This is a genomic window from Streptomyces sp. NPDC052496, from assembly GCF_040679095.1.
Classification (GTDB): domain Bacteria; phylum Actinomycetota; class Actinomycetes; order Streptomycetales; family Streptomycetaceae; genus Streptomyces.
Genome location: NZ_JBFAUH010000003.1, coordinates 263,002 through 281,408, shown reverse-complemented (window position 1 = coordinate 281,408; position 18,407 = coordinate 263,002). Strand labels below are relative to the sequence as shown.

General features: G+C 70.5%; 17 protein-coding genes and 1 riboswitch. Of the genes, 10 read left to right on the top strand and 7 right to left on the bottom strand.

All coding sequences use genetic code 11. From position 1 onward, the window contains the following. Positions 1 to 310: 310 nt before the first annotated feature. Positions 311 to 1,390: a histidinol-phosphate transaminase gene (hisC, locus tag AB0L45_RS06675; protein ID WP_365836810.1), complete on the bottom strand. Its 1,080-nt coding sequence runs from the start codon at positions 1,388 to 1,390 to the stop codon at positions 311 to 313. Between the two features lie 592 nt (positions 1,391 to 1,982). Here hisC and AB0L45_RS06670 point away from each other — a divergent pair. From AB0L45_RS06670 to AB0L45_RS06660, 3 genes are all read left to right on the top strand, one after another. Next, positions 1,983 to 3,083, top strand: a complete 1,101-nt coding sequence (locus tag AB0L45_RS06670) for a LacI family DNA-binding transcriptional regulator (protein WP_030665397.1) — start codon at positions 1,983 to 1,985, stop codon at positions 3,081 to 3,083. A gap of 442 nt (positions 3,084 to 3,525) precedes the next feature. After that, positions 3,526 to 4,686 carry a metallophosphoesterase gene (locus AB0L45_RS06665; RefSeq protein ID WP_365836808.1) on the top strand — a complete coding sequence of 387 codons (1,161 nt, stop codon included), beginning with the start codon at positions 3,526 to 3,528 and terminating at the stop codon, positions 4,684 to 4,686. A 204-nt stretch (positions 4,687 to 4,890) separates the two neighbouring features. Beyond that, on the top strand, positions 4,891 to 5,799 hold the full coding sequence (locus AB0L45_RS06660) for a hypothetical protein (RefSeq protein ID WP_365836806.1): 909 nt from the start codon (positions 4,891 to 4,893) through the stop codon (positions 5,797 to 5,799). An 879-nt stretch (positions 5,800 to 6,678) separates the two neighbouring features. On the opposite strand, the gene thiC is transcribed toward AB0L45_RS06660, so the two are convergent. Further along, positions 6,679 to 8,457 (bottom strand): phosphomethylpyrimidine synthase ThiC, encoded by a 1,779-nt coding sequence (gene thiC, locus AB0L45_RS06655; protein WP_365836804.1) that lies wholly within the window; start codon positions 8,455 to 8,457, stop codon positions 6,679 to 6,681. Beyond that, a riboswitch (TPP riboswitch) is annotated at positions 8,451 to 8,609 on the bottom strand. Its footprint overlaps the gene before it by 7 nt. 164 nt (positions 8,610 to 8,773) lie before the next feature. On the opposite strand from thiC, the gene AB0L45_RS06650 reads away from it, so the two are divergent. Beyond that, positions 8,774 to 10,342: a YibE/F family protein gene (locus tag AB0L45_RS06650; RefSeq protein ID WP_365836802.1), complete on the top strand. Its 1,569-nt coding sequence runs from the start codon at positions 8,774 to 8,776 to the stop codon at positions 10,340 to 10,342. Positions 10,343 to 10,442: 100 nt separating this feature from the next. Here AB0L45_RS06650 and AB0L45_RS06645 read toward each other — a convergent pair whose 3' ends face one another. Both AB0L45_RS06645 and AB0L45_RS06640 read right to left on the bottom strand, forming a co-directional pair. Next, positions 10,443 to 10,868, bottom strand: coding sequence for an SsgA family sporulation/cell division regulator (locus tag AB0L45_RS06645; protein WP_031006684.1), 426 nt, complete (start codon positions 10,866 to 10,868; stop codon positions 10,443 to 10,445). 104 nt (positions 10,869 to 10,972) lie between these two features. Next, positions 10,973 to 11,245 (bottom strand): IclR family transcriptional regulator C-terminal domain-containing protein, encoded by a 273-nt coding sequence (locus tag AB0L45_RS06640; protein WP_365836800.1) that lies wholly within the window; start codon positions 11,243 to 11,245, stop codon positions 10,973 to 10,975. On the opposite strand from AB0L45_RS06640, the gene AB0L45_RS06635 reads away from it, so the two are divergent. Then, the gene (locus AB0L45_RS06635) at positions 11,232 to 11,519 is read left to right on the top strand and encodes a hypothetical protein (RefSeq protein ID WP_365836798.1); all 288 of its coding nucleotides are present in this window, start codon (positions 11,232 to 11,234) and stop codon (positions 11,517 to 11,519) included. The two genes, AB0L45_RS06640 and AB0L45_RS06635, sit on opposite strands and share 14 nt — an antisense overlap. A 434-nt stretch (positions 11,520 to 11,953) precedes the next feature. Here AB0L45_RS06635 and AB0L45_RS06630 read toward each other — a convergent pair whose 3' ends face one another. Together AB0L45_RS06630 and AB0L45_RS06625 are read right to left on the bottom strand one after the other, a co-directional pair. After that, a complete protein-coding gene (locus AB0L45_RS06630) occupies positions 11,954 to 12,178 on the bottom strand; it encodes a DUF5326 family protein (RefSeq protein ID WP_365836796.1) in 225 nt (74 codons plus the stop codon). Positions 12,179 to 12,556: 378 nt separating this feature from the next. Next, positions 12,557 to 12,874: a cupin domain-containing protein gene (locus AB0L45_RS06625; RefSeq protein WP_125055249.1), complete on the bottom strand. Its 318-nt coding sequence runs from the start codon at positions 12,872 to 12,874 to the stop codon at positions 12,557 to 12,559. Between the two features lie 48 nt (positions 12,875 to 12,922). Between AB0L45_RS06625 and AB0L45_RS06620 the strand changes: the two genes are divergently transcribed. The 5 genes from AB0L45_RS06620 (at position 12,923) to AB0L45_RS06600 (ending at position 17,095) form a co-directional block, all read left to right on the top strand. Then, entirely contained in the window at positions 12,923 to 13,303 is a 381-nt protein-coding gene (locus AB0L45_RS06620; protein ID WP_365836794.1) for a phage holin family protein, read from the top strand. A gap of 3 nt (positions 13,304 to 13,306) precedes the next feature. Then, positions 13,307 to 13,999 (top strand): low molecular weight protein-tyrosine-phosphatase, encoded by a 693-nt coding sequence (locus tag AB0L45_RS06615; RefSeq protein WP_365836792.1) that lies wholly within the window; start codon positions 13,307 to 13,309, stop codon positions 13,997 to 13,999. Positions 14,000 to 14,105: 106 nt separating this feature from the next. After that, positions 14,106 to 15,245, top strand: coding sequence for a cystathionine gamma-lyase (locus AB0L45_RS06610; RefSeq protein ID WP_365836791.1), 1,140 nt, complete (start codon positions 14,106 to 14,108; stop codon positions 15,243 to 15,245). Positions 15,246 to 15,632: 387 nt separating this feature from the next. Continuing rightward, positions 15,633 to 16,529: a LysR family transcriptional regulator gene (locus AB0L45_RS06605; protein ID WP_365836789.1), complete on the top strand. Its 897-nt coding sequence runs from the start codon at positions 15,633 to 15,635 to the stop codon at positions 16,527 to 16,529. 86 nt (positions 16,530 to 16,615) lie between these two features. Then, complete coding sequence (locus AB0L45_RS06600) at positions 16,616 to 17,095, top strand: NUDIX hydrolase (protein WP_365836787.1); 480 nt, start codon at positions 16,616 to 16,618, stop codon at positions 17,093 to 17,095. Positions 17,096 to 17,168: 73 nt separating this feature from the next. On the opposite strand, the gene AB0L45_RS06595 is transcribed toward AB0L45_RS06600, so the two are convergent. Then, positions 17,169 to 18,233, bottom strand: a complete 1,065-nt coding sequence (locus AB0L45_RS06595; protein ID WP_365836785.1) for a pyridoxamine 5'-phosphate oxidase family protein — start codon at positions 18,231 to 18,233, stop codon at positions 17,169 to 17,171. Between the last annotated feature and the right edge of the window lie 174 nt (positions 18,234 to 18,407).

Here is an 18,407-nt window from a genome sequence, read left to right as displayed (position 1 = left end):
CTCTCCTTACGTCGCCGTGTGCTGTCTACGGCTGCTTCGCCCTGGTATGTCTGGATAGAAGCGGGACGTAAGCCAGACATAAAGGGCGCTTGTGAACGCGTTCACATTCACAAGCAATTATCACCCATGGCCGGTTCCCGTCCCCGACGGGGGGTGCGTGATGGCCGTCACGCCCGGAAATGGCGAGTGGGGGCGTGCGCCCGATCGGCACACGCCCCCACTCAGCTCGCGGCTCCCAGGCCTCAGCTCTCAGCTCTCAGCTCTCAGCTCTCAGCTCTCAGCTCTCAGCCGGTCAACGGCTACCCGCCGCTCACAGCTCCTTGCGGAACTGCTCGGCCGCCTGGAGGAACAGGTCCATCGCCGCCGATTCGCCGATCGTCACGCGCACGCCCTCACCGGGGAAGGGGCGGACCACCACGCCCGCCTTCTCGCACGCCGCCGCGAAGTCGAGCGTACGGTCGCCCAGCCGCAGCCAGACGAAGTTCGCGTGCGTCTCGGGGACCGTCCAGCCCTGCGCGGTCAGCGCCTCGCAGACCCGCGCCCGCTCCGTGACCAGCGCGTCCACCCGCTCCATGAGCGCGCCCTCGCTGCGCAGCGACGCGATCGCCGCCTCCTGCGCGAGCTGGCTGACGCCGAACGGCACGGCCGTCTTGCGCAGCGCGGCCGCCACCGGTTCGTGGGCCACCGCGAAGCCGATCCGCAGCCCGGCGAGCCCGTACGCCTTGGAGAAGGTCCGCAGCACGCAGACGTTGGGGCGGTCCCGGTACAGGTCCAGGCCGTTCGGCACGTCCGCGTCCCGGATGAACTCCTGGTACGCCTCGTCCAGGACGATCAGGATGTCGCTCGGCACCCGGTCCAGGAACGCCTCCAGCTCCGCCCGGCGGACGACGGTGCCGGTGGGGTTGTTGGGGTTGCAGACGAAGATCAGCCGGGTGCGGTCGGTTATCGCCGCGTACATGGCGTCCAGGTCGTGCACCTCACCGGAGGTCAGCGGGACCTGGACGGAGGTGGCACCGGCGACCTGGGTGACGATCGGGTACGCCTCGAAGGACCGCCACGCGAAGATCACCTCGTCGCCGGGGCCGGCCGTCGACTGCACCAGCTGCTGGGCCACGCCCACCGATCCCGTGCCCGTCGCCAGGTGCTCTACGGGCACCGAGAAGTGCTCCGACAGCTCGGCCATCAGGCCCGTACAGGCCATGTCCGGGTAACGGTTGAAGGCCCCGGCCGCGGTCACCGCGCTCTCCAGGACGCCGGGCAGCGGCGGGTACGGGTTCTCGTTGGAGGACAGCTTGTACGTGACGGGACCGCCCGTCGCAGCCGGCTTGCCGGGCTTGTAGGTGGGGATGCCGTCCAGCGCAGCGCGCAGCTTCGGGCTCTTCTCGCTCACCGCAGGTTCCTCCTCGACCGTGCCGACCGTCTCCAATACTGCACACCTTATGAGGATTGCTCCGTCAGGCGTAGGCCCCGGCCGCAACGGATGCCGATCCGGAGCGCCGGTCCGATAGGAGTACCGATAGGAGTACCGGTAGGAGAAGGGGCCGACGGATCATGGTCGCGGCGCAGTGCGCCGTGCCGCGCCGCCCACGGTCGCGGTGAGTGCGCCGCGCCGCCCACGGTCGCGGTGGAGCGCGTCGCGCCGCGCCGGCCACAGTCGCGGTGCGGCGCCTCGAGCCCCGCCGTGTCGCGCCGTACCCCTTCCCCCGTCCCGCACAGCCCTTGGGGAGCGCTACCCACTCCGTCACGCGCCGGTGGCTCGCGCCGTGGCGCGCATCCCTCGTGAAGGTGACTTGAGACCTCTTCGAGACCTGGACCAATCGGCAGGGGACGTACGACCTGCCTCGACCAGTCGTTGGTGGAGGCCGCCAACTCCCTTGCTTTCACAGGGCATACGGGGCACAAAGGCGCGCAGAAACGTGCCTTTCCACTGCCGCACGCAGCGCCCCGCGAAGAGACCGCCCGAGCCCTACTATCGGCTCGCCATGACAGCAGCAGGGAAGCACCAGGTGAGCCGGTCTACCGGTCGCCGGCTGGGGCGGGCAGGCATCCGGGACGTGGCCGCCGCAGCCGGGGTATCCATCACGACTGTCTCCGACGCGCTCAACGGCAAGGGCCGGCTTCCGGATGCCACCCGTCGCCACGTCCGCGAGGTGGCCGACCGGTTGGGTTACCGCCCTTCCGCCGCCGCCCGCACGCTCCGTACCGGCAAGTCAGGGCTCATCGGCCTGACCGTCACCACGTACGGGGATGAACCTTTCACCTTCACCGAATTCGCGTACTTCGCGGAGATGGCCAGAGCCGCCACCTCGGCGGCGCTCGCCCGCGGGTACGCCCTCGTCATCCTGCCCGCGACCTCCCGCCACGACGTCTGGTCGAACGTCGCCCTCGACGGCACCGTCGTCATCGACCCGGCCGACGGCGACCCCGTCGTCACCGAGCTCGTACGGCACGGCATCCCCGTCGTCTCCGACGGCCGCCCGGGAGGCACCCTGCCCGTGATGGGCTGGGTCGACAACGACCACGAGGCGGCCGTCCTCGGCCTCCTCGACCACCTCGCCGACGCCGGCGCCCGCCGGATCGGCCTGCTCACCGGCACCACCACCGACACCTACACCCGCCTCTCCACCACCGCGTACCTGCGCTGGTGCGAGCGGGTCGGCCAGGACCCGGTGTACGAGTCCTACCCCGCCCACGACCCGTGCGCGGGCGCGGTGGCCGCCGACCGGCTGCTGGCCCGTCCGGACCGCCCGGACGCGGTGTACGGCCTCTTCGACCCGAACGGCACCGACCTGCTCGCGGCGGCCAGACGCTACGGGCTGCGCGTCCCCGAGGACCTGCTGCTGGTCTGCTGCAGCGAGTCCACGGTCTACGCCACGACCGAGCCGCCGATCACCACCCTCTCCCTCAAGCCCCGCCGGATCGGCACCGCCGTCGTCCAGCTCCTCATCGACGCCATCGAAGGGCTGGACAGCGGGCGGCCGGTCGAGCAGGTCATACCGACGGACCTGATCGTGCGGACCTCCTCCCAGCGCAGGTCCACACGGACGACCGTCAGTCCGCCACGGGGACCGGCCGGGGCCTGAGACCACCGGTCACCGCGAGGGCCCGCCGGGCCCGACCGTCACACGTTCGAGCGGCCGTGCGGACGCGATCTTCGCGTCCGCACGGCCGGAGGTTTGTGGGGGGCGGGGGGCAGGTCGACGCCGCCCTATCCCCCCGTCGCCCCACGCCACGCCGAAGCGCCCTCTCTGCGACTTCCTCACGTCGTACCGTCGTCCCGCCACCGCCGTGCCGCCCGCCCGGCACCCCGTCGCCCGGGATAAAATCGGGTGGATCCCGGAGAAAACGGCAGCGAACACCGGGCGCCGAGCGATTGACCACCCCCGGGTGCGTCACAACCCGCGAGCGGCATTCCTATGATGGGCGCACGACACCACGGACCGCCGTCGACCAGGCAAGGTCCGCGAGGTGCACGGCGGCGCGATGGTGGAGGGGTCGATGACTCAGGGGGCCAGTGTGGGATCCATGGTGCGGACCATGCCGGCACAACCTCCGGCTCCGGCACAGCCGCCTGCTCCGCCGGTGCCTCCGGTGCCCGCGGTCCCCCCGCAGCCGTCGGCGCCCCCGACGTCCGTGGGCACGTCCGCCACCGCGCACGGCATGCCGCCCGAGTACACGCCCACCGAGCGTTCCCTGCCGGTCATCGGCGCGGGCGCGCCGGCCGGCACCACCGGCCACGCGAGCCACCCGGAGGGCCGTACGGACCTTCCGCCCGTCACCCGTACGGACACCCTCATCGACCGCCCGACCGTCGACCTGACGGCGGTGCCCGAGTCGGCCGTACCGGCCTCCGAGCAGCAGGAGGGCGGCGGCCCGCTCTACGTTGTCGGAGACGTGCACGGCTATTACGACGAGCTGCGCGAGGCGCTGGCCGCCGAGGGCCTCATCGACGCCGACGGCCAGTGGGCCGCCGGCAACGCCCGCCTGTGGTTCCTCGGCGACTTCACCGACCGCGGACCGGACGGCATCGGCGTCATCGACCTCGTCATGCAGCTGTCCGCCGAGGCCGCCGCGGCCGGCGGCTACTGCAAGGCCCTGATGGGCAACCACGAGCTGCTGCTGCTCGGCGCCAAGCGGTTCGGTGACACTCCGGTCCAGTCCGGTGCCGGCACCGCGTCCTTCCAGGCCGCCTGGCTCCTCAACGGCGGCCAGAAGTCCGACATGGACCGTCTCCAGGACCACCACCTGCAGTGGATGGCCCGCCTGGACGCCGTCTCCGAGGAGGACGGGCACCTGCTCGTGCACTCCGACACGACGGCCTACCTGGAGTACGGCGACTCCATCGAGGACGTCAACGACACCGTCCATGACGTCCTGACGCGCAGCGACGCCGACGAGGTCTGGGACCTGTTCCGCAAGTTCACCAAGCGGTTCGCCTTCCGCGACGAGGACGCGGGGCCCATGGCCGTACGCGAACTCCTCGACACCTACGGCGGCCGGCGCGTCGTGCACGGCCACAGCCCGATCCCGTACCTCCTCGGCGAGGTCGGCGGCGAGGACGACGAAAGCGAGGGCATCGCCGTCGACGGCCCGCACGTCTACGCCGACGGGCTGGCCATCGCCATGGACGGCGGGATCACCATGGCCGGAAAACTACTGGTCGTCCAACTTCCCCTGACTGCCTGACCGTCATCCGGGCAGGGGTAGCGGCAGGTAGGGAAGTGGCGCAGCGGGGTTCGAGCTGGACAGGAGCGGTCCCTATTTCCGCAAACACCCTGTCACCCCGTGCCGGAGGCGCTCTACCATCGGTCTATCCGTAGCAGGCTCTCCTCCGTTTCCGCCCACTGCCCGGCCCACGCCGGCCTGTACGGCCCTACGGAGCATCGGGGGATGCACATGAACAGCGCTCCGCACCTGCTGAGCGAGGATCGCGCGGAATTCGCGCGGCTCCTCGACGAGGCGCTGCGCACCGCGGAATACCGACCGGACATCACCTCCGCGGCGGGCAAGCACCTCAACACCGAGCAGTTGCGCACCATGGCGCTCAGCGCCACGTCCGCCATCGCCGCATGCGCGACGGCCGAATACCGACACTATGTACGGCTCCGCGAGGAGCTGCGCGCTCCGGCACCCGCACCGGACGCCGGCGGCGTGGAAGGCCGTGAGGAGAAAGGCGCTTCCGCGGGCGGCTCGGGGATCGACCTCGCCACGACCGTGGGCGAGGTGGCCGAACCGGCCGGTGCCGGGCTGGCCGCGATGCTCGCGGTCCTGGCCCCGGCACTGGCGGGGATCGCCGCCGTCCTGTTCCTGGTCATCGGGTACATCCTGCGCACGGTCGGCACCGACCCGTCCGCCGCCCAGCCGATGATCAGCGTCGGCTGGGTCTTCGCGGCGCTCACCGCCGTGGGGGCCCTCGTCGCCATGGCGAGCCTGGTCCACGCGGCCTGGCGCAACGGCTCGACGTCGCTCCGCGCCCCGCGCGCGGGGGACGGCCGGGGCGTCCGGAGCCGTGAGGTGGACCTCGCCCGGGACGCCTGGCGGCAGGCGCTCCTGGAACGCGGCATCCTGCCGTTCCTGCGCGAGGCGCTGGCCGACCCGGCCGGCGTCAACGGTCACGGCACGGCCCGGTACGTACCGCGCCGCGGCGTCGACGGCGGCAGCCGTATCCCGTCCCTGGGCTACTCACGGCCCGACTTCACCAGCCCGGACGGCGGCCCGCCCGCCGCTCCCCGACCCCGCTTCACCAGCCCGGACTTCACCAGCCCCGATTACGGTGGCCCGGACCACCACCCTGAATAGCGCCCATGAACCATGCCGCGGGGGCCCGGTGACGGGCCCCCGCGGTGCGTTCTGACAACCCGCCCCGACGGAGTGAAACTCGGCTTGTCGAGCGGTGGTTGGGGGGTTGCGAAGGACTTACGTTCGGGAATGGAGGTGATGCGCGATGGTCGAATGCACAGATCCCCGGCGCGGCAGTCAGGCAAGAGGCCGTGAGCGTCGATGACTTCGTGTACGCGGCGACCAGCGCGCGGCTGCGAAGGCTCACGATGCCGGGCGGCGAACACTGGTTCCCGGCGGCCGCTGCATGGGGAATTCGGCCGCACGAACGCGCGCAAGGCACTAAGTAAGCGCCGCCACTTGGTCGTCACGGGCGACAGCTGGGCCGTAGCGGCCTACCTGGCCCCACGCTCGTCAACTCAGCAGTCACGAGTTACCCGTTGCGGTGATCGCCCAGCGGACCGGACGCACCGAACACCGCGTGCACGACTCGCTGCGGATGCTGCTCATGCGGGGCGGCATCCGGCAGGTCGGGATGAGGGCCGGCGGGGCGGCATCCGGCAGGTCGGGATGAGGGCCGGCGGGGCGGCACCCGGCAGGTCGGGGTGGGGGCCGACGGGGTGCCCAGAGACACGCTGCCCCGCTGACCCGGAAAGCCTCGTACAGAGCGGGCCCGAAGCCGCAATCCGAACATGCGGTTTCGGGCCCGTTCTCCGTAGCACGATAGTCATGCTCCTGGGTGCGCACCAGCCTGTGAAAGAGCCGAAGGATTCGCGCCGGACGCATCGGCGGAACCCCCATTTTCCGCGAGGGCTCATATAAGTCCGCAGGCCAGCCCCTGTGGATAACGCACCGGAGACTTTCCGAGACCGTAACCACAGGTTACGGTCTCGAAATCCCTCACTCCGCGATCGGCAGATACACCCGATTCCCCGCCGCCGCGAACTCCTTCGACTTCTCCGCCATGCCGGCCGCCACCTCCGCATCGACCGCCAGGTCGCCGCCGTGCTCGCGGCGGATGTCCTGGGAGATCTTCATGGAACAGAACTTCGGCCCGCACATGGAGCAGAAGTGCGCCGTCTTCGCCGGCTCCGCCGGCAGCGTCTCGTCGTGGAAGGCGCGGGCCGTGTCCGGGTCGAGGGCCAGGTTGAACTGGTCCTCCCACCGGAACTCGAAGCGCGCGTCGGACAGGGCGTCGTCCCACTCCTGCGCCCCCGGGTGGCCCTTGGCCAGGTCCGCCGCATGGGCCGCGATCTTGTACGTGATGACGCCGGTCTTCACGTCGTCCCGGTCCGGCAGGCCCAGGTGCTCCTTGGGCGTGACGTAGCAGAGCATCGCCGTGCCCCACCACGCGATCATCGCCGCGCCGATCCCGGAGGTGATGTGGTCGTACGCGGGAGCGATGTCGGTGGTCAGCGGGCCGAGCGTGTAGAACGGGGCCTCTTCGCAGATCTCCTGCTGGAGGTCGATGTTTTCCTTGATCTTGTGCATCGGGACGTGGCCCGGGCCCTCGATCATGGTCTGTACGCCGTGCCGCTTGGCGATCGAGTTGAGTTCGCCGAGCGTGCGCAGCTCCGCGAACTGCGCCTCGTCGTTGGCGTCCGCGATGGAGCCGGGGCGCAGGCCGTCGCCGAGGGAGTACGTGACGTCGTAGGAGGCGAGGATGTCGCAGAGTTCCTCGAAGTGGGTGTAGAGGAACGACTCCTTGTGGTGCGCCAGGCACCACGCCGCCATGATCGATCCACCGCGCGAGACGATGCCGGTCTTGCGGCGGGCCGTCAGCGGTACGTAGCGCAGCAGGACGCCCGCGTGGACGGTCATGTAGTCCACGCCCTGTTCGGCCTGCTCGATGACCGTGTCCTTGTAGATCTCCCAGGACAGTTCCTCGGCCTTGCCGTCCACCTTCTCCAGTGCCTGGTAGAGGGGGACGGTGCCGATGGGGACGGGGGAGTTGCGCAGCACCCACTCGCGGGTGGTGTGGATGTTGCGGCCGGTGGACAGGTCCATGACCGTGTCGGCGCCCCAGCGGGTCGCCCAGGTCATCTTCTCCACCTCTTCCTCGATGGAGGAGGTGATGGCGGAGTTGCCGATGTTCGCGTTGACCTTCACCAGGAAGTTCTTGCCGATGATCATCGGCTCGATCTCCGGGTGGTTGACGTTGGCGGGCAGCACGGCCCGGCCGGCCGCGATCTCGTCCCGTACGAACTCGGGGGAGACGTTCTCGCGGAGCGCGACGTACTCCATCTCCGCCGTGACCTCGCCCCGCCGCGCGTACGCCAGCTGGGTGACCGCGGCGCCGCCACGGCCCCGGCGCGGCTGCCGGGGGCGGCCGGGGAAGACCGCGTCGAGGTTCTTCAGGCCGCCGCGCGGCGAGGTGTGCTTGAGGCCGTCGTCCTCGGGGCGGGGCGGCCGGCCCGCGTACTCCTCGGTGTCTCCGCGGCTGATGATCCAGTTCTCCCGCAGCGGCGCGAGGCCGCGGCGGACGTCCGTTTCGATGTTGGGGTCGGTGTACGGCCCTGACGTGTCGTAGAGCGTCACGTCCTTGCCGTTGGTGAGGTGCACACGGCGGACCGGAACCCTGAGGTCGGGGCGCGATCCGGTGAGGTAGCCCTTGTGCCAGCCGATCTCCTGGGTGGAGCCCTGGCCGTTTTCAGGCGTGCGTGCATCCTGCAGAGTCATGAAGACCCACTCCCTACGCCGGCATTACCCGGTAACAGGTTCGGCGGTCGACGCAGCGATGTCCGACACGGCGTTCCCGGCTTCGGCCGGACGTTCCGTACGGGGGTCAGCGCCCTCTCAGCCCGGTGCTCCGAGCTCCCGCGATTGCAAAGGTGCCACCACGGTAGCGGCCGGTATGGCGCGGTGAACAGGGGGCCCTGCCAGTTCTTGCGATGATCGGGCGGTGACCAGCAACGAGCCTCCGCACTCCGCGCACCACCACGCTTCCGGCCCGCCGCAGGGGTATGGGTACGGGGAGGGGGGTGGGCCTGAGCCGATGTCCGGGGCCGGTGCCGGTGTCGGGCCTGAGCCTGCCACCGGATCTGCCACCGGGCCCGCCGCTGTGTCCGGCTCCGAGCCCGGGCCCGGAGCCGGACACGGCCACAGCTCCGCGCACAGCCACAGCCACGGACGGAGCCATGAGCCCGGCCACGGCCACAGTCACAGCCACGGAAACAACCGTGGGCCCGGCCACGACCACGGCCACAGTCACAGCCACGGCCCGGCCACCCCCGTCTCGCGTCACCTGCGCAAGGTCATCGCCGCGGTGCTCATCCCCTTCGCCGTCGCGGTCCTGGCCGGTCTGGTCGTGCTGTGGCCCGGCGGCGCGCCCGGTCACAAGCCGTCCGGTGTCGGTTTCGACCAGCCGACCGAGAAGGCGAAGGTGGTGAAGGTCGAGGAGGTGAACTGCGCGGACGTCCACGCCCAGCAGCAACAGCAACCTTCGCAACAGCAACCCGGTGCTCCCGCGGGCACCCAGCCGGCCAAGCACTGCGAGCGGGCGGTCATCGAGGTGACCACGGGGAAGGACACGGGCCGGCGGTTCGAGTCGATCGTGACGCCCGACGCCACGCGGCACTACGAAGCCGGGCAGGGGGTCGTGGTCGCGTACGCGCCCAAAGCGCCCAAAGACCTGCAGTATTCGGTCACGGATGTGGACCGGACCTTCCCGATGTGGGTGCTCGCCGCCATCTTCGCCGCGGCGGTCGTCGTGGTCGGGCGGTTGCGCGGGCTCCTCGCCCTGGTCGCGCTCGTCGTGAGTTTCCTGGTCCTGACGCTGTTCATCCTGCCCGCCATCCTCCAGGGATCGAATCCCCTGGTGGTCGCCATCGTCGGCGGCAGCGCGATCATGCTGGTGGCCCTCTACATGTGCCACGGCCTGACGGCGCGTACCTCCGTCGCCGTACTGGGCACGCTCGTCTCACTGCTGCTGATCGGCCTGCTCGGCTCCCTCTTCATCGGATGGGCGCTGCTGACCGGCAACACCGACGACCAGACGGGCCTGGTGCACGGCCTGTACCCCGACATCGAGATCCGCGGGCTGCTGCTGGCGGGCATCATCATCGGTTCGCTGGGCGTGCTCGACGACGTGACGGTCACCCAGACCGCCGCGGTCTGGGAGTTGAAGGAGGCCGACCCCTCGGCGGGCTGGCGCAAGCTCTACACCGCGGCGATGCGGATCGGCCGCGATCACATCGCGTCCGTCGTCAACACGCTGGTCCTCGCCTACGCGGGCGCGGCGCTGCCGCTGCTGTTGCTGTTCTCGATCGCACAGAGCAGCGTCGGTACGGTCGCCACCAGCGAGGTGGTCGCGGAGGAGGTCGTACGCACACTGGTGGGCAGCATCGGCCTGGTCGCGTCCGTACCGCTGACCACGCTGCTGGCCGCACTGGTCGTCTCGGCGGACCGGGACACGGGCGCGTCACGCACCGGCCGCGGTACGGGCGGCGCACGCGCCGGTCACGACACGGGCCAGGGCGGCGACCGGAGTACGGGGCGGAGCGCAGGACGGCGCGCGAGCCGCGGTGTCGGCGCCGGCAGCGGCCGGCGACGGCGGAAACACTGAACCGGCCGGGCGCCTGGTCCGGGCAGTCCGGTCCGGTACCGACCGGGTGCACACGCTCGGTACCGGCCCTTCCGGCACCGACCCGGCAGCGGCCGCCCGTTCACCCCGCCTTCTGCGCCTCCGAAAGAATGCGGTCCAGTGTCGAGTCGAGCGTGTCGCACACCTCTTCCTCTCCGATCGGTACGAGCCGGTCCGTACGGTCGAGGAAGGCCACCAGAGGCGGGGCGCCGGCCCGGAACAGCGCCCGTTCATCGGCCACCTGAAGGCTGATGAAGACGTCGCTGAGGTGTTCGGAGGAGGACGGTTCGATGCGTACGTCGCCCTCGCCGGACGGCTTGCTCAGCCCGTCCAGCAGCAGCTCCCGGCTGAACGCCCAGGTCACAGGCACATCACCGGGCAGGTCGAAGGTGAAGCTGACCGCATAGGGGTCCGCGCGGTCGAAGTACAACTCCACCGGGATACGGAAGGCGAGCTCCTCGGACACGAGGAAGCTCATGATCACTTCTGCCTGAACTGTGTCGGTCATCAACCTCTGCCCCGTACTTGGTCGGAGATGGCCAGGAATCGTCCCTCTTGGCCCCATTGACGCCATCGTCTGTCACGTGCAAGCGGATCACAAAGAGTGATTTTTCAGATACTGATGGAGAAAGCGAGGGTCGTCAGGGTCGCCTCCTCCATCCTGCGTAGTCGATCGGTAACGCAGTGTAGGCGCTGAGCATCGCTCGCGGGAAGAGAAATCGCCACGGTCGCCGCCGCCGAGCCCACCTGAATCGGAATCGCCGAGCATACTGTGCCCACGGCATATTCCTGTTGCTCCAAGGCGACTTGGGCGCGGCGCACCGCGTCCAGGCGGCGCAGCAGGTCGCCCTCGCACCGCACCGAGTAGGGCGTGAGCGAGCGCACCGGGTGCCGGGTGCCGGGCCAGGTGGTCCTTTCTGGCCTGGTCGTCGAGTTGAGCGAGCAGGTACTGCCGGATCACATGCGCGTGCGCGGTGGTACGGAAGTCCACCCGCTCCCCCACCGGCGGCCGTTGCGGGCCCTCGGTGGCGGCCACCACCGCTACCTCGCCCTCACGGTATACGGCGGAGTAGACCGCGGCGTCGATCCGTTCACCCATGGCGGTCAGCGCGTCGCGGATCTCGTACGGCACCGCCGCTCGGCGCCCGCCGTCCGATGAAACCGGCGGCCTCTCCGAAGACGAACACCCCGTTCCCGCGCCGCAGTAGCCCTCGTGCGTCAGGGGCCGCGTTCACCGTTCGCCATTGCCAACGCCAGCCCCTGGTCCGGGTCACCGGGTCACCGGGTCACCGGGACGTCCCGGCCCCGGTGGCGGGAGCCGCTCCCGCGCTCCGCCCACGTCTCCCACCGTGCCGGGCGCCGGGCGCCGGGCGCTAGGTGCCGAGTAGGGCCGCCGAAGCAGCCTCCGAAATGGCCTCCGAAATGGGCAGCGCCCCGTTCCCTGACGGGACGGGGCGTTGCCGGGAAGCGCATTGCCGCTACGGCGCGTTGCCGGAACGGCGCATTGCCGAAGCGAACAGTTCAGGGGCGGGCCAGGCCAGGGGAACGGACGCGATCAGCAGGATCAGGCCCGGCCTGCCGCGGAGCGCTCGGTCACCAGTCGCTCCGCGACGAGGAGGACGAGGAACCCTTGATCCTGCGCGCCAGGTAGACGACACCGGCGATCAGCGCTACCGCTATCAGCACCTTGAAGAGCAGGCCGATCAGGAAGCCGACCGCGCTGGCGATCAGGCTGCCGAACACCACCAGGAGGACAACGGGCACCACGACCCACGTCACCCACCACGGAAGCCCTGCGAACGTCCCCTTGCCGGCCATTGCTCTGCCCTGCTTTCTGCGCCTTCGTCGCGTTTGCGGTCGCTTGTACTTCTGTGCGGCTGTACGTCTGTGCGTCTGTGCGGATGTGCGTCTGTGCGGATGTGCGTCTGGTCTTCTGTTCGTCCGGCTGTGTCGCGCCTGAAGCACGCGAGTCGTACGGACGGGGCGTAGCGGCGGTCGTACGGGTCATACGGGTCGTACTCCCGTGTCGCGTGCCCGGTACCCGGTACCGGCTCCCCAGGCCGGCGCCCGGAGCCCGGGGCCCGATGCTCCGTTCCCCCCTGCACCACCGATGCTAGGACGGCGCGACGCGGAACGGGGGCCGCGCGGCCCCGGCCCTCCCCTGAACCGTCCCCTACGGGTCCAGAGGTGCGCGCCTCAGCTTTCGGGCGGAGAGAAGACCACCATGACCCGCAGGTCCTCGCTGATGTGGTGGAACTTGTGCGGTACACCGGCGGGGACGTACACCACGCTGCCGCGCGCCACCGAGGTCGTCTCCATACCGACGGTGATCGCCGCCCGACCGCTGACGACCAGGTACACCTCGTCCTGGTTGTGCGGCAGCTGCGGGTCGATGCTGCCGGCGTCGAGGGCATACAGCCCGACCGACATGTTCCGCTCCCGCAGGAACTGCAGATACGCGCCGTCGTTGGCGGCCCGCTCCGCCTCCAGTTCGTCGAGCCTGAAAGCCTTCATGCCGTTGGCACCCCTCGGAGAGTCCGTTTCGTCTGCGACGATCTCACCATGAAGAATTTCGTGGTCAAGACGATCGCCAACGCCGCGGCGCTTGCCGTGGCCATCTGGCTGCTGAAGGACATCACGCTGACCGGTGAGAACACCGGCCGCAAGGCGCTGACACTGGTGCTGGTCGCGCTGATCTTCGGCCTGGTGAACTTCGTCGTCAAGCCCGTGGTGAAGCTGCTGTCCTTGCCACTCTTCATCCTCACGCTGGGCCTCATCACGCTGGTGATCAACGCGTTGATGCTGCTGCTCACCTCGTGGCTGGCGGACAAGTTCGATCTCGCCTTCCACGTACAGGGTTTCTGGACCGCCGTACTGGGCGGCGTGATCATCTCGATCGTCTCCTGGGCGATGCACATGGTCCTGCCCGACGACAAGGACTGAACCGTGCGCACCCCGATACCGCGTACGGCGCGCACCCAGGCCACCGCCCCGTACCGCGTCTGCTTCGTCTGCACGGGCAACATCTGCCGCTCGCCGATGGCCGAGGCCGTCTTCCGCGCCCGGATCGAGGAGGCCGGCCTCGAAGAGCTGGTCGCCGTCGACAGCGCCGGTACGGGCGGCTGGCACGAGGGTGACGGGGCCGACCCCCGGACCGTCGCCGTCCTCCGTGCCGCCGGTTACGAGGAGGACCACACCGCGCGGCAGTTCCGGGCCGAGTGGTTCGAGACGCTGGATCTGGTGATCGCGCTGGACGACGGCCATCTGCGCACGCTGCGGCGGCTGGCCCCCACCACGCAGGACGCGGCCAAGGTACGGCTGCTGCGTTCGTACGACGCGGCGGTGTCTCCCGGAACGTCTGTGGCGCCAGAGGCTCGGGAGCCTACGGCGCCGGGAGCGTCCGCAGCACCCGAAGGCGACGCACTCCCGGGCGGGACGGGGCGACCCTCCACCGAGGCTCCTACGGGAGCGCACTCCCACGACCACGATCTGGACGTCCCCGACCCGTATTACGGCGGTATGGCAGGGTTCGAGGAGTGCCTGGAAATGGTCGAGGCCGCGAGCGTCGGACTGCTGGCGGCGGTACGGGCCGCCCTCGCCGGACAGCGTCCGGTCGCCGGGGAGCCGTCGGCCGCCTAGCAGGCCAGGGCATGAACTGGGCAAGCCCAAGGCCAAGCCCCAGCTCCGGCCCCAGCCTGGCCCGAACCCTCCGCCCCCACCCAGCTCCCCCACCGAGGAGAACCGCATGACAGGCGACAGCACACGGGCCGTACGGGCCGGTCTCCCGGTGGCCGAGGCGTACGAGCCGTCCCTGCCCGGCCCGGTCTTCGCCGCGCACTACCACCTGCCGGGCGACGCCACCGGCCCGTACACGTACGGCCGCGAGTCCAACCCCACCTGGACCCGGCTGGAATCGGCCATCGGCGAGCTGGAGTCCCCGGACGCGCCCGCGCAGACCGTGAGCTTCGCCTCCGGTATGGCCGCCATCTCGGCCGTCCTCTTCTCCTGCCTGCGCAACGGCGACGCGGTCGTGCTCCCGGACGACGGTTACCAGCTGCTGCCGGCCGTCCGCGAACGCCTGGAGAGCTACGGCGTCGAGGTCCGTACGGCTCCCACCGCCGGCGACGCGCAGCTCGACGTCCTCGACGGCGCGCGGCTGCTGTGGATCGAGACGCCGTCCAACCCCGGCCTGGACGTCTGTGACGTCCGGCGGCTGGCGGCGGCCGCGCACGCGCGCGGCGTCCTGGTCGCCGTCGACAACACCCTGGCCACACCGCTCGGCCAGCGCCCACTGGACCTCGGCGCCGACTTCTCGGTGGCCAGCGGTACGAAGGCGCTGACCGGCCACGGCGACGTACTCCTCGGTTACGTCACCACCCGCGACGCGGCGCTCGCCGACTCCGTACGGATGTGGCGCAAAACCGTCGGCGCGATCCCCGGCCCGATGGAGGCGTGGCTGGCCCACCGGTCGCTCGCCACGCTCGCCCTGCGCGTGCGCCAGCAGTCCGCGGGCGCGCTCGCGCTCGCAGAGGCGCTGCGCGCACGCCCCGAGGTGACGGGCCTGCGGCACCCCGGGCTGCCGACCGACCCCGCGCACGAGATCGCCCTACGGCAGATGCGCGAGGGCCGCTTCGGCAACGTGGTCTCCTTCACGCTGCCCGGCCGCGCCCACGCGGAACGCTTCCTGGCGGCGCTGACGCTGGTGGACGACGCCACCAGTTTCGGCGGCGTACGGTCGTCCGCCGAGCGGCGGGGCCGGTGGGGCGGCGACGCGGTGCCGGAAGGTTTCATCCGCTTCTCGGTCGGGGTGGAGGAGTCGGCGGACCTGATCGCGGACGTGACGGCGGCGCTGGACGCGGCGCTCACGGCGGGGGAGGCCGTCTGAGAGGGTCGCCCCGACACCTGACACCCGGCACTGGACAACCGGCGCCAGACAACCGGCACCCGGCACCCGGGGCTCGACGTCCCGCCCCAGACAACCTGCCCCAGGCATCCGGCCCCAGACATCCGGCCCCGGTCGCGCCGCCCCGGAAGCCCCGCCCCGGACACCCGGCCCCGGTCCGTACCAATGCCGCTACGTAAAGCGGGCTGGCAGGGTATCCCCCCTCGGCACCCTGCCAGCCCCGGTTCGCGTCATTTCGAACCGCGCAGACAAGGCTAGTTGACTCAGCGTCAGTGTCCAATCACGCTGGCGGCACAGTCCTATCGACAAATTTATAGTTGAGCGGTCGCCGGCACTCGCCGGCCCGGCGGAAGGGGGAGGGAGGTACGGATGGACCTCGCTTTATTACGCACCTTCGTCACGGTGCACCGAGCGGGTTCCTTCACCCGCGCCGCCGCTCTGCTGGGGCTCTCCCAGCCCGCCGTGACCAGCCAGATACGCACCCTGGAGCGGCAACTGGGGCGCCCGCTCTTCCTCCGTAAGGCCCGCGGCGTCACCCCCACCACCGTCGGCGACGAGCTCGCCCACAAGGTGGCGCCCCACCTGGACGCGCTCACCGAGATCACCGAAGCCGGACTCGACGAGGAGTCCGCCACCCGCACCCTGCACCTCGCCGGCCCCCCGGAGTTCACCTCCCAGCGCGCGTTACCGGCCCTCGCCCCGCTCATAGACCAGGGCCTCTGTGTACGGACCGCCTTCGGGCCGGCGGATGAACTGCTGTCCGGTCTCGCCGACGGCCACCACGACCTCGCGATCACCACCACCAGGCCCCGGGGCGCCCTGCTCACCGCGACGCCGCTGTGCGACGAGGAGCACGTACTGATAGCCGCCCCACGGTGGGCGGACCGGCTCGGCGGACCGGCAGTCGTCCAGGTGAAGGGCGCGGGCGCGCTCGCCCCCGTACCGCTCGTCGAGGTCCACGAAAGCCTTCCGCTGATCTCCCGCTACTGGGCAGCGGTCTTCGATACGCCGCCCGCGGCCTCCGCCGCCGTCATCGCCTCGGACTTACGGGCCGTGCTGGCGTGTGTCACGGCAGGCGCCGGGCTGGCGGTGCTGCCCCGCTACCTGTGCGCGGAGGCACTGGACAGTGGCGAGGTGGTCGCCCTCCTCGATCCTCCGGTGCCACCTCTGCGTACGTACTTCCTGGTCACCCGGACCGGAACACTGGCCCTGCCGCACATCGCCCGTACCCATGAGTGGCTGCTCCGGGCGGCCACACGATGGTGAGGGGACCGCGGCGCGGCGCGGGACGCGCCTCGGCGGACTGGTGGGGCGGTGGTTTCACGGAGCCCCGGCTGCGGCATCTGTCCCGTATGACCGTACGGCCAGTCGTCAAACGCACCGCCCGCGCGATCCTGCTCGACGGTGCCGACATCGTTCTGATCAAGCGCACCAAGCCGGGCCGCGCCCCGTACTGGATCACTCCCGGCGGTGGCGTCGAACCCGAGGACGCCACGGTCGTGGACGCTCTGCACCGCGAACTCCACGAAGAACTGGGGGCCAAGATCACCGACGTCGTCCCGGTCTTCGTCGACACCGTCGAGCACATCAGTGACGGCGGGGTGGACGGGGTCAAGGTCCAGCACTTCTTCGTCTGCCGCCTGGAGTCGATGGACCCCTCCCTGCGGCACGGGCCCGAGGTGGAGGAGCCCTGCGGCCAGTACGAGATCGTGCGGGTGCCGTTCACGCGGGTGGGGATCGCCACGGCCGAGGTCGTCCCCCTGTCCCTGCGCCACTACCTCGACGGCAACATCGAGGGCGTACGGGCGATGCACGCGCCTGACCTGGGGTGACGCGGACTGTGTGGCTCTCACCGCACGCGCCCCACCGGCCGCCTCTCCTGGTGCGAATCCTGCCGTCCGCGTCTCAGCCGAACCAGCCCCGGAAACCGTCCGCGTCGGCCTCCGCGGGGCCGCGCGACTGAGCACGGGCGAGCACCCGCTCGACCTCCCGCTCGACTTGCTCCCGCACCTCCCGGGTCCGCGGGCGGCTCTCCGGGAGGGCGACGGGCTCCAGGCGGGGCACAGGCTCCAGCTGTCTGGGGTCGGGGGCGGCTGCGGGGAGGGAATCGGTCTCCTGCCGCGTATTGGTCTCCCGTTGCGTATCGGTCTCCTGCCGCGCATCAGCCTCCCGCCGTGTATCAGCCTTCGGCCCTGCCTCTACCGCTACCTGTGCCGGTGCCAGCGCCGGTGCCCGCACCTGTGCTCCTGCTCCTGCTCCTGCTCCTGCTCCTGCTCCTGCTCCTGCTCCTGCTCCTGCTCCTGCTCCTGCTCCTGCTCCTGCTCCTGCTCGGCGACGCGTTCCGTCCCCCCGGCGTTCAGCGGCCTCCGCCGCCGAGCCGAAGAAGTCGCCGCCCTTGCGCTTGGCGTCGTCCGTGCCCCATGCGCGTGCCCCGCTCGCCTGCCGGGGCACCTTCTGCAGGTGCGGGATGTGCTTCGCGCAGTGAATATACGTTTCCTCAACCTCGACCTCGACCCACAGATGGGCCCGCCGGCCAGGCACCGGATCGACGGGCAACTGCGGGTGCCGCGCCCGCATCTCGTCGTCCAGGACCACCCGGGCCCGACCGTTGACGTGCAGGCCGATGCGGTCGCGGGTGAAGTCGATCATCAGGATGCCGAGGTGCGGGTTCTCGGACAGGTTCCCGACGGACGCCATGACACCGTTGCCGCGGTACTCCGGATACGCGAGCGTGCGCTCATCCAGGACCTGGAGGAACCCGGGCGGCCCGGCCCGGAACGTGGAGTCGCACTCCCCGTGCCGGTCGGCCGTCGCCAGGAAGAACATCTCCTGGCGCCCCACGAACTCCCGCATGCGCTCGTTGAGATGGTCGAGCACCTGGTCGTCATAGAACCGGTCGGCGCGTTCGGTCGTACCGAGCCGCTGCTGCACCAGATGCTCGCCGTCACTGCCCGGCCGCGCCTTCCGCACTCCTGCCCCGGGGAGCCCTCCGGGGCCCTCACCCGTCTCCACCAGCCCATACGTGTCAGAGGGCCCGTACGCGTCTGAGACCGCGTACGTCTCAGGGGCCCCGTACGCCTCAGGAGCTCCGTACGTGACAGGAGACCCGTACGTGCTAGGAGACCCGCATGCAGCAGGAGACCC